Raw genomic sequence first — 14,800 nt, forward strand, 5'->3', positions numbered from 1 at the left:
CCGTCCCCGTCCCCGTCCCCGTCCCCGTCCCCGTCCCCGTCCCCGTCCCCGTCCCCGTCCCCGTCCCCGTCCCCGTCCCCGTCGGGTGGCACGGGTAAGGCCTGCACCGCGGCCTACACCATCAACAACCAGTGGCCCGGAGGCTTCGGAGCCAACGTCGAGGTGAAGAACACCGGCACCACCGCGCTCACCGGCTGGACCGTTGCGTGGAACTTCCCCAGCGGCCAGACCATCACCCAGCTGTGGAACGGCTCGCACACCGTGAGCGGCTCGGCCGTCACCGTGGCCAACCTGTCCTGGAACGGCGCGCTGTCCTCGGGCGGCACCACCTCCTTCGGCTTCAACGGCGCCTGGTCCGGAGCCAACACCGCCCCCGCCGCGGTGACCTGCACCGCCCGGTAGGCGGCGCGACTCGGCTCCGGTGGCGCACCGGAGCCGAGTCCGCACCGCGACGACCAGCGCCCTGGTCCCAAGCCATGGGACGGGAGACATGGGTGACGGCGATTCGGATCGCCGTCACCCGGCCGTCGGAATGTCATGCGACCTCTGCCGAAGGACGGCCTCGCCTGACGTGCGCGCCGGAGGAGCACCGCGACGGATAAATACGAGTTATCCCCAAAATGGCCTTATAAGACGTCTGGCAGAAAACCGGCCATGTAACGCCATGTAGATGGTCGGCAGTTCTTGATCGGGGCTTGCCAGGGCATGCGAGGAAGCGGGTTCCCTGTCGTGTTAGCGTGCTTCTGCGCCGCTATAGCGGGGCCTAGTCAAAGGTGTCGGGATCCGCCGTCATTCAAGAAGGTTCGATGGCCATGAAGAGGATTTCCAGGACAGCCGCTGTAGCTGTCACAGCAATAACAATGTCGGTGGGCATGGTGAGCGGCATCCACGTCGCCCAAGCCGGCACGTGCGCGGCGGGTACCGCCTGCCCTACCACGACGACGTTCGACATCACCGCCGGAGCATTGCAGATCACCGTGCCCGATACGGCCGATCTCGACAACGACGGAGTGCCGGGCGGATACGCCTACGGTCAGCTCGGGCCGGTCACCGTGACCGACGACCGGGCGTCCGCCACCCCCGCCTGGACGGCCACCGTCACCGGCACCGACTTCATCACCGCGGGCGGTAACGATCCGGGCGAGACCATCGCCAACAGCAGCGTGTACTACTGTTCGGGCACCGCGACGGCGACGACCGGCAACGGCACCTTCACACCAGGCCAGACCGGCTGTGCCCCACCGCCGCCGCCCACCGGCCAGACACTGGCCTCCGAGCGCACGGCGTACTCCCACACGGGCGGCACCGGCACCAACTCCGCGACCTGGAACCCGTTGATCACGGCCGCGCTGGCTCTCAGCAACGTGAGCGGCCAGTACACGGGCACGATTTCTCACACGGTGACCTAGCCACGTGACATGGCGTCCTCTACTGTTCGCGCCCATCGCCGTGATCAGTCTGCTGCAGGGAGCATTGTGCGCCGCAGCTCTCGCAGACGGCGGCTCGGCCGATCCACGCCCGAGCCGCCAAAGGGCCGAAGAGCAAATCGGGATAAGATTGCTGGAGGCCTCATCGAACCGTCGCGACGACCCCCGAGCACTCATTTATATCGTCGACCACATCAACCCCGGCACCCGAATCTCCCGGCGACTGGAAATCAGTAACACCTCCAGAAGCGCGCAACGCGTGACGATGCTCCCCGGCGCGGCGGTCATCGACCACAACAAGTTCGTTCCGGCGCCGAACCGCGACGCCAACGAGCTCAGCTCGTGGATATCCGTCGATCGCCCGGTGTTCGTCGTGCCGGCGAAGAGCAACGTCCAGGTGAAAGCGACGATCACCATTCCTGAAACCGCGTCCAAAGGAGAACGGTACGGAGCCATCTGGGCCAAGGTCGCCTCCGCGCTCAAGCCAGGGTCCGGGCGCAACGTCACGATGGTCAACAGTGTCGGCGTTCGGGTCTATCTCGACGTCGGTCCAGGCGGCGATCCGCCCTCGGACTTCCGCATCGAGCAGTTGACGCCCGGCCGCGCCAAGGGCGGCGTGCCCATGGTGAAGGCGATGGTCACGAACACGGGGCAGCGTGCGATCGACCTGGTGGGCTGGATGTGGCTTTCCGACGGCCCGAGTGGCATGAAGGCCGGCCCGTTCCCCGCGCAGGTGGGAACGACGCTCGCGCCCGGCACCGGCGCGCCGGTCGTGGTCACGCTCGACGATCGGCTGCCCGACGGACCGTGGCGGGTCAAGCTCATGTTGGAGAGCGGCCGGGTCCGCCGCACGGTCACGGGCACGCTGTCCTTTCCTCAGAAGGACGCCACCTGGGGCAGGGCCGCGCGCCTGGACGCCTTCTCCCCGTGGATGTACGTCGCCGTAGGCGTGCTCGCCACCGTGATCGCCATGACGCTCGCGGGCCTCGTCATACGCCGCAGGCTACTCAGTTGCGCGTGGTGGCCGGCGGGCCGGCGACGGCGGTGAGCCGAAGCTTGGTCTCGTCCTCGCTACCGGGCACGGCGGTCATGATGACGATCTTGAGTTCGGAGTCGCCGTCGCTCAGCACGTCGCAATCCACCGTGACCGGGCCCACCGACGGATGGTCGATCGTCTTATGGTCCTCGCGGTGCGCGGCCACCTGTCCGATCGCCCACAGCTCGGCGAACCTCCCGTTGCCCGCGTTCAGATCGCGGATCAGCGCCGCCAAGCGGCTGTCCTGGGGGAAGCGGCCGGTGGCGCGGCGCAGGTCGGAGACGACGGCGGCGTCGGTGGTGTCGCGGTCCGCCTCGGTCACCGGCCACAGCGCGAGTTGGGCGGCGCCGCCGTCCACCGGGAATCTGTCGCGGGCGAAGTTGCGCAGCCGCGGCGGCGAGGCGGAGGGGTCGCCCAGCAGGGCGGCCCACCCACGGTTCCACCACACCAGTTGCCAGTCCGCCGCGAACACGGCGACCGCCACGTCCCCGAGACGCGCGAGCACCCGCCGCATGCCGGGAGGGACATGATCCGAGATCGTGCCGTCCACCGGCGGTATGAGCCGGGCCAGCCTGTACAGGTGGTCTCGCTCGGCGGTGGACAGCTGCAGGGCACGCGCCAGGGACGCCACCACCGACTCTGAGGGTGTCGTGGCCCGCCCCTGTTCCAGGCGCACGACGTAGTCGACCGACATCCCGGCCAGGTCGGCCAGCTCTTCGCGCCGCAGCCCGGCCGCCCGGCGCCCGCGGACCACCGGCAGCCCGGCGGCCGACGGGGGCAGCCGGTCCCGCCACGCGCGGATCACCGCGCCCAGTCCGGTTCCGGGTGTCGTCGGCATGATCTCCATCCTCCCGCACCCCGGTCGCGCGTCGGGGCGCGAGGGTGGTACTGGTCTTCCTACCGTCGAAGCGTCTCTGGTCCGCCTCCTTCGTCGGGACCACCATTGAACGCATGACGATCACCTTCATCACCGGAGCCAACAAGGGTCTCGGCCGCGAGACCGCCCGCCGCCTGATCGAGTGTGGCCACACCGTGCTCATCGGAGCGCGCGACCGCGAGCACGGTGAGGAGGCCGCCGCCGCGCTCGGCGCACGCTACGTCCCCATCGACGTGACCGACGACGCGTCCGTGGCCGCCGCGGCCGCGAACGTCGCCGGACATGAGGGCAGGATCGACGTCCTGATCAACAACGCCGGTGTGCACGGCCCCGTCGGCGATCCCGGCGACCTCACCGCCGCCGACGCCCGCGCCGTCCTCGACGTCAATGTCATCGGCGTCGTCCGCACCACCACCGCGTTCCTGCCGCTGCTGCGCCGCTCCGACGATCCTGTGATCGTCAATGTCAGCAGCGGCATGGGCTCCCTCGCCCTCACCCACGACCCCGGCCGGCCCGAGTCGCACGTCATCGCGCCGCTGTACACCTCCTCGAAGGCGGCGCTGACGATGTTGACCACGCAGTACGCCAAGGGGCTCAAGGGCATCCGCGTCAACGCCGCCGACCCCGGCTACACCGCGACCGACCTCAACGGTCACAGCGGCCCCCAGACCGTCACCGAGGGCACGGACGCGATCGTCGCGCTGGCCACCGAGGAGCCCGGCGCCGGCACCGGACGCTTCGTCTCCCGCCATGGCGAGATCGCCTGGTCCTGAACCCGGGCTTCATCAACCGCGTGTCCGTCTTGAAGGGATCACGCAGGGGGCGACGCCTGCGTGGCCCCGAAGGACTGCACATGATCGATGGCGGCGGTCAAAGCGTCACGCAGCGGGGTGATGTCGCGTTCGATCTGAGCGAGCAGAGGATGGACGTAGTACGCCTCGACGGGCGAGCCGCTCACCGTGGTCCCGAGGGATTCTCAGCCCGCCCGTCAAGCGGCGGCTCCGCCCAGCTGGAGGAGATCGCCGGGCCGTGGCGCAGGCCGGCGCGGCAGGCCGCACTGGACAGGGAGACCATGAGTGATCAAGAGATGGCGGACGTCCCCGCCGAAGGACTGGCGGACGTCCTCGCCGAGAAGCTGGCCGTCGTCTTCGTCGGCATCAATCCCGCACCGCTCTCCGTCGCCGCCGGGCACAGCTTCGCGAGCCCGGGAAACCGGTTCTGGCCGGCCCTGCACGCCTCCGGCTTCACCCCGGCCGTCCTGCGGCCACAGCAGGAACGAGACCTGCTGGACCTGGGACTGGGCATCACCAGCATCGTGCGCCGGCCCACCTCCCGAGCCGACCAGCTGACGCCGCGCGAACTGGCCGACGGCGGACGCGATCTGACGCGGCGCCTGCGCACCATCTCTCCCCGCTGGGCGGCCTTTCTCGGCGTCAGCGGATACCGCGCCGCGTTCGGCGCGCCTCAGGCACGCGTCGGAGCCCAGGCCGGCACGATCGGCGGGGCCCGGGTATGGATACTGCCCAACCCCAGCGGCCGCAACGCTCACTTCCCGCCCGCCGCCCTGGCGGCGGAGTTCACCCGGCTGCGCCACGCGATAGGACTACCCGACCGATCCGCGCGCCCCTGACGACACCAGGGCGCACTGACGGGGCCGCCCGGACGCGGGCTGATTCTGCTCGCGTCGGTGACACGCCTCTGGCCGGCTCCGCTGTCACTTCGGAGCGACCCTCAGATCCCGTGTATCGATGAGTGTGGCCGGACCTCCCAGGTCGGCTGGTGGAGCTGATCGTTGTACACGATGATGTCGGCGTGGTCGGCCGGGCGGGCTGTGGCGAAATAGAGCTGTTGAGAGGGGATATAGCGGTCGCGCCAGGACCGTTCGATCTCGGCGCCGTCGGCGGTGGATCCGGCCAGTGCCGTGCCTCGGTCCCGGGCGCGATCCACCGTCTGCTCGAACGGGACGGACACGAAGATGCGCAGGTCCCAGCGGTCGATGAGTTCTGGGCGCAGGAGGAAGACGCCGTCGAAGAGCAGTACGGCGTCTGCGGGAGCGGTCGTGGCCGGCGGGGACGACGGGGTGTCGGTGTCTGCGTCGTAGACCGCGTGCTGGAACCTTCGGTCGCCGCCCGGGCCCAGCGGATCGAGCAGGACCCTGCGCAGCGCGGCGTGGTCGTGGGCGTCGAAGTAGCAGCTTTCTGCCGAGTACCGGCCGCGTCGGTAGCGCTGCGCACGGGGAAAGAGGAAGTCGTCGATGGTCGCGCGGATGACGTCGCGGTGCTGTGCGCGCAGGACGACGGCCAGCTCGTCGGCCAGCGTGGTCTTGCCGGCGGCGGGCGGCCCGTCGATGGCGACCCGCAGCGGGTGCGCGGTCGTGACGGACCCGATCGCCTCGGCCAGCCGGCCGATGAGCTCGCCGCGGGTGCCTTGATCCATCGCCGCCTCTCCCGGTGTCCGTTTCAGCGCCGCGCGTCAGGCTGCGGTCGCCGGCGTGCCAGGAGGCGCCGGCAGCCGCCCGTACGGTGGTCCGAATCCATGCTGTCGGCGGGGATCTCGCCGGGCCTCGAAGATCCTGATTCGCAGGCTACCGCGAGCCGCGGCAGCGCACGCGACCAGACCGGACCCGCAGTCCCCGACCCATGGGACCCAGACTGGCCGATCCTGACCGAAAGTATCGGAAATCTGCCAAAACTTCTGGTCGCGGCGCGATAGCGCGTGACGACGGCATTCCATGATCACAGTTGGGAGGCACCCACTCTCCATCCGGCACACGATCGGCCTCCTCACTACGAAAGTTTCATCCTGTGCGCCAGGCGCGGCGGTGAACATTCGCTGGTCAGCGCGCGTGGAGGAGCATCTCGCGGGACCGGCGCCCCGGACCGGGAGTCAAGCTACTTGACATAAGCAATCGAGTCGTATTTGCTCCCTCGCACTACACCTTTCACAGCACGTAAGCGGCGCACTGATAACCCTCTGCTGAATGTTAGCGCTCATACCTCGGTTCCAGTTTTCACAGCACCGGGCATTCAATGCCGCTGATGGAGAGGAACGCAGAACATGTTTTTGACATCGGCCCGATCCGTACGGCCAGAGGGAATCGCAAATGTTGAAGCATAGGTCCATCCTCGGGGCCGTGGCGCTCGCGGCGGCTGTAGTCCTGGTGACGGGGCAGACGGCGATGAGCAGCGGAAGCAGCAGCACGGGATCCTCGGCGGGCACCGCCGCCGCGCTCGCGGGAACCGCGGGATGCGGAAAGAACCCGACGCTGACCAGCGGAACGCGAAACATCACGACCAGCGGCAAGAACCGCACCTACATTCTGCGGATCCCCGCCAACTACAACAACAACAACCCCTACCGCCTGATCTTCGGCCTCCACTGGCTGAACGGCACCATGAACGACGTCGACTCGGGCGGAAGCAGCGGGGCCTCCTGGTCCTACTACGGACAGCGGCAGCTGTCCAACAACACCGCGATCTTCGTCGCGCCGCAGGGCTTCAACAACGGATGGGCCAATTCCGGCGGCGAGGACGTCACCTTCATCGACGACATCATGCGGCAGGTCGAGTCGGATCTCTGCGTCGACACCTCGCTGCGTTTCGCCATGGGATGGAGCTACGGCGGCGCCATGAGCTTCTCCCTCGCGTGCAGCCGCGCGACGGTCTTCCGCGCGGTCGCGGTGTTCTCCGGCGCGCAGCTCAGCGGATGCAGCGGCGGCACCCAGCCCATCGCCTACATGGGACTGCACGGCATCACCGACAGCGTCCTCAACATCTCGCAAGGACGGGCGCTGCGCGACAAATTCGTCCAGAACAACGGCTGCACGGCGCAGAATCCGCCCGAGCCGGGCTCCGGCAGCCGGTCGCACATCGTCACCGCCTACTCCGGATGCCGCGCCGGATACCCGGTCGTCTGGGCCGCGTTCGACAACGGCCACCTGCCCGACCCGGTGGACGGGACCTACACCGGGAACGGCGCCCAGACCTGGACCAAGGGCGAGGTGTGGAAGTTCATCTCCCAGTTCGGGAGCACCACGACCCCCACCCCCACCCCGACCCCGACGGTGACCCCCACGGTGACCCCCTCCCCCGAGCCCACCCCGACCGTCACCCCGACTGCGGGGACCGAGTTCCGCCTGCGCAACGAAGGGGCGGGCCGCTGCGTCGACTCCCCCAACAGCGCCACCGCCAACGGCACCCTGCTCCAGATCTACGACTGCCACACCAACGCCAACCAGCGGTTCGCCTACAACGCGGGCCGACTCCAGACCCTCGGCAAGTGCCTGGACTCCCCGACGAACGCCGGCTCGGGCACCCGCGTGCAACTGTGGGACTGCCACACCAACAGCAACCAGCAGTGGACCTTCAACTCCAACGGCACCGTGACCAACGGCGCCGCCAACCTGTGCCTCAACGCCACCGGCACCGGCAACACCTCCTCGGTGACCGTCGCCACCTGCAACGGCAGCGCCAACCAGAGATGGACCAGGGCCTGACCACCCACTAGCCGATGGCACACGTCGGGTTCAGGCGACTTCGCCTGAACCCGACGTGACATTTCTCCCGCCCGGCGGCGACGCGCCGGGCGGTTGCCGCAGCTGCGCCACCATCACCTGATCGATGAGCCCTTCGTTCTGGTCGTGATGAAGACGGCGGGTGAGGCGGCCGCGGGATTCATGCCGTGGTCATAGCGCTGCTGGGCCGCGACGACCTCGGGGGTGTGCGCCGAGATCCAGCGGACCAGTTGGGCGAACGGACGGGACAGGCCGTGTCCCAACTCGGTCAGTTCGTAGCTGACCTGCGGCGGAGTGGCCGGCTCCACGGTGCGCTCGACCAGCCCGTCACGGACCAGGGTGCGCAGTTTGGCGGAGAGCATCTTCTCGCTGATGCCGTCGATGCGCTCGCGCAGTTCGAAGAAGCGCATGGGCCCAGGCGTCAGGGCGGCCAGGATCAGCGGCACCCACCGTCCGGTGACGTGTTCCATCACCTCTCGTCCGGGGCAGTCGCTGTGAAATGTGTCACTGATCCACCGGGCGTCGCTCTGGTCCACCTGCTCACCTACCGCCATCTCTACGGCTTACCTCGAGGTACGTACTTACAAAATGTAAGCCCAAAACCTAGCGTCTCTCGCGTCTTCGTACGACGAGCAAGGAGAGACGGATGAACAGCAAGCAGGTGGCGCTGGTCAGCGGAGCCGGCCGGGGGATCGGCGCCGCCACCGCGCGCGAGTTGGGCCGGCTCGGCTATCACGTGGTCGTCAACTACCTGAGCGACGCCGAGTCCGCGGAGTCGGTGGCCGGGCAGATCGGCGCCGCGCAGGCGATCCAGGCCGACGTGACCGACGAGACCCAGGTGACCGCGCTGGTGGATCGGGTGGTCGCCGAGCACGGGCGGATCGACGTGCTGGTGGGCAACGCCAACACCGCGGCGCCGCCGTTCGGCCCGCTGGAGCGGGTGCCGTGGGAGGCGTTCGCGGCCAAGGTGAGCGATGAACTGGCCGGCGTCTACCACCTGACCCGGCGGGTGCTGCCGATCATGCGCCAACGGCGGTCCGGCCGCATCGTCTACGTCTCCGCCACCGCGGCCGAGCTGATCATCGGCAGCGCCGCCCACTCCACGGCCAAGGCCGCCGTGAACGCCTTCATCCGGCAGGTCGCCGGCGAGGTCATCCGGGACGGCATCACCGTCAACGCCGTCGCCCCTGGCGGGGTCGGCACCGATGCCACCGCCGGAGTGTTCACCGACGGTATCCGGCGCCACTTCGGCGACCGGTCGGTGACCGGCACGATGCTGCGGCCGCAGGACCTGGCCCGTCCGATCGCCGCGCTCGTGGACGGCGCGTTCGCCACCGTCACCGGCCAGGTGATCTCCGTCGATGGCGGATACCCGCTGCTGAGCCAGCTGCTGGACGGCCTGCCGGCCCAGTTCCCCACGGGCTCATGAAAGGTGCCGCGTTCGGTGGACACCGTACGGGTCGGCGACCGCCCTGACCTCGGCGACCGCCCTGACCTCGGAGACCGGTTCCTCTCTCGCGTGCGGCGGTCGCGCCCGCAGGAACAGGTGACCGAGACCGGCCTTCCCCACGGCAGCCGGGCGACCGTGCCCCGTCGCCCTCCTGAGCGGGATCCGGCCGATCATCGCCCCGTCCGAATCGGCGACGAGACTCCCGGGCCACCGCTGGGGCACCCCGGGCATCTCGTGCCCAAGCACGGGCGTCCGCAGGTCCGATCAGGCTGGACGGTCGGCGCCGCCGGACCGCCAGACCCAGTTCTCCCGCGTGTACAGCGGTCGCATGCCGGCCCTGAGCATGTTGTTCAGCGACGGGTTGGAGGCGCCCTCCGCCGGTTTCCCCGCTTCGGCGACGAGCCAGCGGCAGCCAGCGTTCGCCGCCTCCTTGGCGCGCATCGCCAGCAGGGCCGTCTGGGCCCCGCGGTTGCGGTACTCGGGAAGCACCGCGCCCGTGTTCAGGGAGCCGACCCTGCCATGGACGAGCAGGTTCGCACCGCCCACGATACGGTCACCGTCCCACACCGCGAAGGGCCGGAAATCCGGGTGCTCCACGGCGGCCGCCAGCATGTCCGCAAGCCCCTTCTCCGGCATGCCGAAGCCGCGGAGCACGACAGAGGCCCACTCCCTGGCGTCGCCCGGGCCGACGGGTCCGACGTGCAGGCCGGACGTGCCGGTCAGGAAGAACTCGATCGGGCACCACAGCTTCACGATCTCCCCGCCCGCCCGCAGCCCGTGTTCGGCGCGGATGTCCTCCCAGTCCTGCGGCAGGACGGACGGAGCGAACTGCAGCACCGCGGACTCGTCGCCCTGCTCCCGGTAGAAGTCGAGGACGCGATCAACGAGTTCCGAGGTGACCGGCTCCGCGAAGCCGAACCCGAGCGCCTTGCTCCAGTAGCCCACCGGGTCGTGACGCATCGACAGGGCGACGCCTCCGCCGATACGGGTGGTCGTGATTCCGAGCTCGGTACGCACGGACGACGGCGCGCCCGACTCGTACTGGTACATGAACTCCGCCTCGGAGCCTTCCGCGAGAGCGGTCTGTTCCTCTAGCTGCATGATCTTCCTTGCTGAGTGCCTTCGATGGGACTCCCGGAGCCACGCGTGCGCGCAGCCCGTGGGATCTGTCGCAGGCAAGATGCGCCGATCAAGCGGAAAGTTCGATTTCCGGCTCCATCACTTCGGCCCGGCGGGGATGGAACAGCCGGATCTTGCACACGCGGCCGGCTCGCAGGTGGTGCACCCAGAGGACCGTGGGCGGGCAGTGAAAGGGGTCGTCGGGCGGGTTGATCAGGCGGTTGTTCCAGATGACCACGTCACGGCCGGCCACGACGCCGGCGACGCGCTGCCGCACGCCGGCGTGGAGATCCCGGTCCATCGCCCCCAGCAGCCAGTCGAAGCCCTTCGTGAGCACGCCCTTCCCCGTGGTGATCTCCACCTCGGGCGAGCAGAGTTCCGTCAGCGCCTGCGCGAACGACCCGGTCCGGGCGGCCCAGAGCGTCTCTTCGGCCTCCCTGCGGCGTCTGTCCTCCTGGGCCGCCACGTCGTCGTGGGCCAGGTTCGCCGTCGCCAGCAGCGCCTGCGACAGCTTGGTCCGCGCCTGGCTGAGCCGGCTCCGCACCGTTCCGACCGGGATCCCGCACACCTGCGCGATGTCCTCGTAGGCGGTGACCTCGGTGAAGTGGCGCAACATCGTCACCAGCCACAGGCGCGGCGACAGCTCGTCCAGGGCGTGCCAGACCCAGTCCCGCAGGGCGTGGTGCTCCAGCAGTTCACCCGGGTCGGGTTCGTGACGAGGGAGAGGCAGCGTCTCGACGTCGCCCACGGGTATCGGCCTTCTGGCGCGCAGTTGCCTCAGGCAGGCGTTGCGCACGATCGCCCGCAGCCACGGCCTCACGGAGGCGGGCTCGCGGAGATCGCCGATCCGGCGCAACACGATCAGGACGGCCTCCTGGACGGCGTCCTCGGCATCGGGACCGTGCCCGAGGATGCACAACGCCACTGCCCGCATGTCCGCCTCGTGCCCGGCCAGCAACAGGCCGAGCGCACGGACGTCGCCGGATTGGGCGTCGCGGACGAGCTCCGCGTCGGTGAGTGTGGCGTCCCCCATGGCGTTCAGGCTACTGACCTGGCAGGACTGTGACGGACGCTCGCCGGCGGAGAACTCCGATGCCCACGCCATCGTCAGGCATGTGGGGAACGCTTCGCCTTGAACCGGCGTGCGAGTTCCTGCCCTCGCGCCGCCTGCACCTTCTTCGCCTGGCCCACCGCGAACCGCAGCAGCCCGAACGGCGCTGACAGCCGATAGTGGTCGGTCACCTGGGTTCCGCCGGGCACCGAGGCGAAGCGGTAACCGTAAGCCACCCGGACACCGCCAGGGCTGACCACGTCCCCGGTCATGGCGCTCTCCTCCAGGTGCAGGGTGACCTCGATGACGTTGTCGTGGTGCAGCGGTCCCAAGGTGAATCGCTCGACCGCCGTGAAGCACACCGCGGCCGGCCCGCGGCGGACGTCGCGGACCTCGACGACCAGCGGAGACAGGCCGACGTGGTTGTGCGGGTCGGCCAGGTGCTCGAAGACCTCTTCAGTGGCGGCGGACAGAGTGGTCGTGGTGCTGAACTCGACGGTTCTCATGCGGTGTCCCGGTGAAGGAGGGGGATTCGAGGACGGCGTGGCATTGGCGTCATGGGCCCGAGAGGAGCCGGTCGAGGACGGTGTCGATCTGGGCGGCGTCCGGGCCGAGGAGCAGGCAATCCGTACGCATTCCGTCGATGACCTGCAAAAGGATCATGGCGGCGGCCGAGGGGCGCGGAGTGTCCGCGCGCTCGAACTGTTCGCTGAACAGATCGAGCAGGATCCGGCGCTGCGCGCGGTAGTGCCCGGCGAAGCCCGGATCGGTCATGGCGCGCGACACGAACGCCATGGCCACGCTCGTCTCCGCGGCGCGTTCCTCGTCCAGTGGAAGCAATTCCGTCACGATCGCGGACAGCACCTGACGCGGCGACGGCGTGCCCTCTTTCGACCGGGCCTGGAGCCGGCCGGCGCAGCGCCGGCAGTGGTGTTCCAGCGCGAACAGGAGCATCTCGTCCTTCGTGCTGAAGTGGTGTTGCAGTGTCCCGGTTGTCACCCCGGCCTCGGCGGCGATCTCCCGCATGCCGGGAAACGCGCCGTGGCCGCGCATGAGAAGCCTTCCCACCGCGTCGGCGATCGTGGCGCGGCGCGCGTCAGGTTCCCGCCGTTCTCGCATCCCCACCTCCATTACACATGTAATGTAGCAGCGGGCCGGGGCACCGCCGGCAAGTTGATCGCGCGTATCGGACTCAGGACCGCATTTCGTCTTGCGTCACCGTCATGCACCTGCCCGAGGCCCGCGTACCCAGGGGCCGACGCCGTATTAGAGTCGCGGAATGGAGAGCCAGGGCCTCGATCGTGCCGGAGACGTCCACGATGTCGTGGCCATGCGAATGCCCGACTACCGGATCGACTCTGTGATGCTCCTCGGCGAAGGCCAGGACAACATCGCGTACGAGGTCAATGGCGAGTTGATCGTACGCTTCTCCAAGGAGCTCGACCCGGCAGACCGGGCCGCGCAGGTGAGGGATGAGGCCCGCCTTCTCGCCGCCGTCGCGGACATCTCACCGCTGCCCATTCCCGAGCCGAGCTTCACGGTCGCGGAGGAGGGCTGCCTGGCCTATTTCAAACTCCCCGGCACACCGCTGATCGACCTGCCCGCGTCGCGGCGATCGGCCGGCGCCGCCATCGCGGCCACGCTGGGCGAGTTGCTGAACGTGCTGCACGGAGTTCCGGTCGGGCGGATGGCCGAACTGGTGGACACCGATGACCAGCCCAAGGAGTTGTGGCTGCGTGAGGCCGCGGAGACCTATGCCATGGTCGCAGAAAAGGTGCCACCGGTGTACCGCCACGCGGTGGAGGCGTTCCTGGACGCACCGCCGCCCGCCGACGGGCACGCTCTGGTGTTCTCCCACAACGACCTGGGGATCGAACACGTCCTCGCCGCCCCAGGCGGGCGGGCGGTGACCGGCATCATCGACTGGAGCGACGCCGCGATCGTCGATCCGGCCTATGACTTCGGCCTCCTCTACCGCGACCTCGGTCCCCTCGCCCTTCGTGCGGCCCTGAGTAAGTACCGCACCGGCACAGACGAGGTCGAGGCGATCAGCGCACGTGCGGCCTTCTACGCCAGGTGCAGCGTCTTTGAGGACATGGCCTACGGAATTGATACAGGCCGCAACAACTACCTCAAAAAGAGCCTCACCGCACTGAAGTGGCTGTACCCGGCATAGGCCACATCCTCGCTGAAACGTGTCTGATGCTGAAGATGCGCGTCTCACCTTGTTCGCGCCCTTGCCTCCAGGGTTTCGATACAGCGTTCCACCGCCGATGGTCTCCCTGGGGTCGGCAGGCGGTCGGCCAGGGCGGTCAGGTCGACGTTGATGCTCCCGACGACGACGATGTCCCGCAGATCGTTCCTGGCGGTGAGGTTCTTCGGTCAGCTCGGCAGCGGGCTGGACTGGATGACGGAGAGGCTGCCGACTTGCGAGGAGACGATGCACTTCGCCAGGTAGATCGGGGTGCCGTGGTGCTCGACGGTCTGGGTCAGGACCAGCACGGGATCGTTCTCCTCTATCCGCAGCAGGCCGGCACGCGTCGGCCCGGCGACGTTGGCGGCGATCTGGCACACCCCGGCCTCGAAAATCGGGCCGCACTTGCCTATCAGGGTCGCGAGCAGGGTGGCCGGCTCACCGGAGGCAGCGTCCAGGTGCGCCGCGACCGCCGGGCTGATGTCCGTCAGGTACTTACCCGCGGGCAGATGCTCCTGGACGATCGCGATCGGGTCGCCGGCACGGTAGGCCACGCCCTCGCGGAACCACGTGTTGGCCGCCGAGTCGAGTGCGAGTCTGTTGGAGATGAAGTCGGTCGTCGGCTGGATATCGAACTGGTGCGTCCTGAGCTCGATGGGCCTGCCGGACTCGGCCAGCACGGCGTCGAACGGCTGGAACACCTCTAGTCCGGACCGCGGGATCGAATCGGCCACGAACCGCCCCACTCCGCGCTTGGTGCGGATGAGCCCGTCCTCCTCCAGGAGCATGAGCGCTTCCCGCACCGGCGTGCGACTCACGCCCAGAAGGGCGGCGAGCTCGATCTCGCGCGGCAGCATCGCGCCGAGAGGGAAGACCCCCGACCGGATCCCGTCGGCCAGCCGGCAGTAGACCGCCACACGCAGCGGCTGCCCTGCTGGAGTCATGAGCCGCTGTCCGAGGAAGTCGGCGGTGCTCGTGCTCACTGAAGCTCCTTCGCATGCTGTCTGGCGCCGTCGAAGCGCTCAGCCACATTGAACCACGCTCGAACACCCATTGAATATGTCATACCTGAGAGGTATAACTTCATACTCATATCGGGGATCCCCGAGGTCTTCCGCAAGGCAGGAGCCATC

Annotated in this window: 17 protein-coding genes; 8 read left to right on the forward strand and 9 right to left on the reverse strand. The window is 68.7% G+C overall.

Annotation, left to right across the window (positions count from 1 at the left end; genetic code table 11):
• The 3 genes from ACFO60_RS38210 to ACFO60_RS38220 form a co-directional block, all read left to right on the forward strand.
• Positions 1–402, forward strand: a 402-nt coding sequence (locus ACFO60_RS38210; RefSeq protein WP_380851471.1) for a cellulose binding domain-containing protein, incomplete at its 5' end; no start/stop codon positions are given.
• A gap of 458 nt (positions 403–860) precedes the next feature.
• On the forward strand, positions 861–1,409 hold the full coding sequence (locus ACFO60_RS38215) for a hypothetical protein (RefSeq protein WP_380851474.1): 549 nt from the start codon (positions 861–863) through the stop codon (positions 1,407–1,409).
• Positions 1,410–1,449: 40 nt separating this feature from the next.
• On the forward strand, positions 1,450–2,475 hold the full coding sequence (locus ACFO60_RS38220) for a hypothetical protein (RefSeq protein WP_380851477.1): 1,026 nt from the start codon (positions 1,450–1,452) through the stop codon (positions 2,473–2,475).
• Here ACFO60_RS38220 and ACFO60_RS38225 read toward each other — a convergent pair.
• On the reverse strand, positions 2,435–3,301 hold the full coding sequence (locus ACFO60_RS38225) for a helix-turn-helix transcriptional regulator (RefSeq protein ID WP_380851480.1): 867 nt from the start codon (positions 3,299–3,301) through the stop codon (positions 2,435–2,437). The two genes, ACFO60_RS38220 and ACFO60_RS38225, sit on opposite strands and share 41 nt — an antisense overlap.
• Before the next feature lie 113 nt (positions 3,302–3,414).
• Here ACFO60_RS38225 and ACFO60_RS38230 point away from each other — a divergent pair, with 113 nt between their 5' ends.
• Positions 3,415–4,113 carry an SDR family NAD(P)-dependent oxidoreductase gene (locus ACFO60_RS38230; protein ID WP_380851483.1) on the forward strand — a complete coding sequence of 233 codons (699 nt, stop codon included), beginning with the start codon at positions 3,415–3,417 and terminating at the stop codon, positions 4,111–4,113.
• A 38-nt stretch (positions 4,114–4,151) separates the two neighbouring features.
• Here the strand turns inward: ACFO60_RS38230 and ACFO60_RS38235 are convergent, their stop codons facing one another.
• Entirely contained in the window at positions 4,152–4,298 is a 147-nt protein-coding gene (locus ACFO60_RS38235; RefSeq protein WP_380851486.1) for a hypothetical protein, read from the reverse strand.
• A 114-nt stretch (positions 4,299–4,412) separates the two neighbouring features.
• On the opposite strand from ACFO60_RS38235, the gene mug reads away from it, so the two are divergent.
• Positions 4,413–4,970: a G/U mismatch-specific DNA glycosylase gene (gene mug, locus ACFO60_RS38240; RefSeq protein ID WP_380851489.1), complete on the forward strand. Its 558-nt coding sequence runs from the start codon at positions 4,413–4,415 to the stop codon at positions 4,968–4,970.
• Positions 4,971–5,071: 101 nt separating this feature from the next.
• Here mug and ACFO60_RS38245 read toward each other — a convergent pair whose 3' ends face one another.
• Complete coding sequence (locus ACFO60_RS38245; protein ID WP_380851492.1) at positions 5,072–5,776, reverse strand: cytidylate kinase family protein; 705 nt, start codon at positions 5,774–5,776, stop codon at positions 5,072–5,074.
• Positions 5,777–6,443: 667 nt separating this feature from the next.
• On the opposite strand from ACFO60_RS38245, the gene ACFO60_RS38250 reads away from it, so the two are divergent.
• A complete protein-coding gene (locus ACFO60_RS38250) occupies positions 6,444–7,835 on the forward strand; it encodes a ricin-type beta-trefoil lectin domain protein (RefSeq protein WP_380851495.1) in 1,392 nt (463 codons plus the stop codon).
• A 113-nt stretch (positions 7,836–7,948) separates the two neighbouring features.
• Here the strand turns inward: ACFO60_RS38250 and ACFO60_RS38255 are convergent, their stop codons facing one another.
• The gene (locus ACFO60_RS38255; protein WP_380851498.1) at positions 7,949–8,407 is read right to left on the reverse strand and encodes a winged helix-turn-helix transcriptional regulator; all 459 of its coding nucleotides are present in this window, start codon (positions 8,405–8,407) and stop codon (positions 7,949–7,951) included.
• A 92-nt stretch (positions 8,408–8,499) separates the two neighbouring features.
• Between ACFO60_RS38255 and ACFO60_RS38260 the strand changes: the two genes are divergently transcribed.
• Entirely contained in the window at positions 8,500–9,282 is a 783-nt protein-coding gene (locus tag ACFO60_RS38260) for an SDR family NAD(P)-dependent oxidoreductase (protein ID WP_380851501.1), read from the forward strand.
• A 285-nt stretch (positions 9,283–9,567) separates the two neighbouring features.
• Here ACFO60_RS38260 and ACFO60_RS38265 read toward each other — a convergent pair whose 3' ends face one another.
• The 4 genes from ACFO60_RS38265 to ACFO60_RS38280 form a co-directional block, all read right to left on the reverse strand.
• Positions 9,568–10,404 carry a GNAT family N-acetyltransferase gene (locus ACFO60_RS38265; RefSeq protein ID WP_380851504.1) on the reverse strand — a complete coding sequence of 279 codons (837 nt, stop codon included), beginning with the start codon at positions 10,402–10,404 and terminating at the stop codon, positions 9,568–9,570.
• Between the two features lie 88 nt (positions 10,405–10,492).
• Entirely contained in the window at positions 10,493–11,455 is a 963-nt protein-coding gene (locus ACFO60_RS38270) for an RNA polymerase sigma factor (protein WP_380851508.1), read from the reverse strand.
• A 74-nt stretch (positions 11,456–11,529) separates the two neighbouring features.
• Positions 11,530–11,979, reverse strand: a complete 450-nt coding sequence (locus ACFO60_RS38275) for an SRPBCC family protein (RefSeq protein WP_380851511.1) — start codon at positions 11,977–11,979, stop codon at positions 11,530–11,532.
• Positions 11,980–12,028: 49 nt separating this feature from the next.
• On the reverse strand, positions 12,029–12,592 hold the full coding sequence (locus tag ACFO60_RS38280) for a TetR/AcrR family transcriptional regulator (RefSeq protein ID WP_380851514.1): 564 nt from the start codon (positions 12,590–12,592) through the stop codon (positions 12,029–12,031).
• Positions 12,593–12,752: 160 nt separating this feature from the next.
• On the opposite strand from ACFO60_RS38280, the gene ACFO60_RS38285 reads away from it, so the two are divergent.
• Positions 12,753–13,649 (forward strand): phosphotransferase family protein, encoded by an 897-nt coding sequence (locus ACFO60_RS38285; RefSeq protein WP_380851517.1) that lies wholly within the window; start codon positions 12,753–12,755, stop codon positions 13,647–13,649.
• 206 nt (positions 13,650–13,855) lie between these two features.
• Here the strand turns inward: ACFO60_RS38285 and ACFO60_RS38290 are convergent, their stop codons facing one another.
• Entirely contained in the window at positions 13,856–14,650 is a 795-nt protein-coding gene (locus ACFO60_RS38290) for a GntR family transcriptional regulator (RefSeq protein WP_380851520.1), read from the reverse strand.
• Positions 14,651–14,800 lie beyond the last annotated feature (150 nt).

The organism is Sphaerisporangium dianthi, from assembly GCF_042654065.1.
In the GTDB taxonomy this organism is placed as follows: Bacteria; Actinomycetota; Actinomycetes; order Streptosporangiales; family Streptosporangiaceae; genus Sphaerisporangium; species Sphaerisporangium dianthi.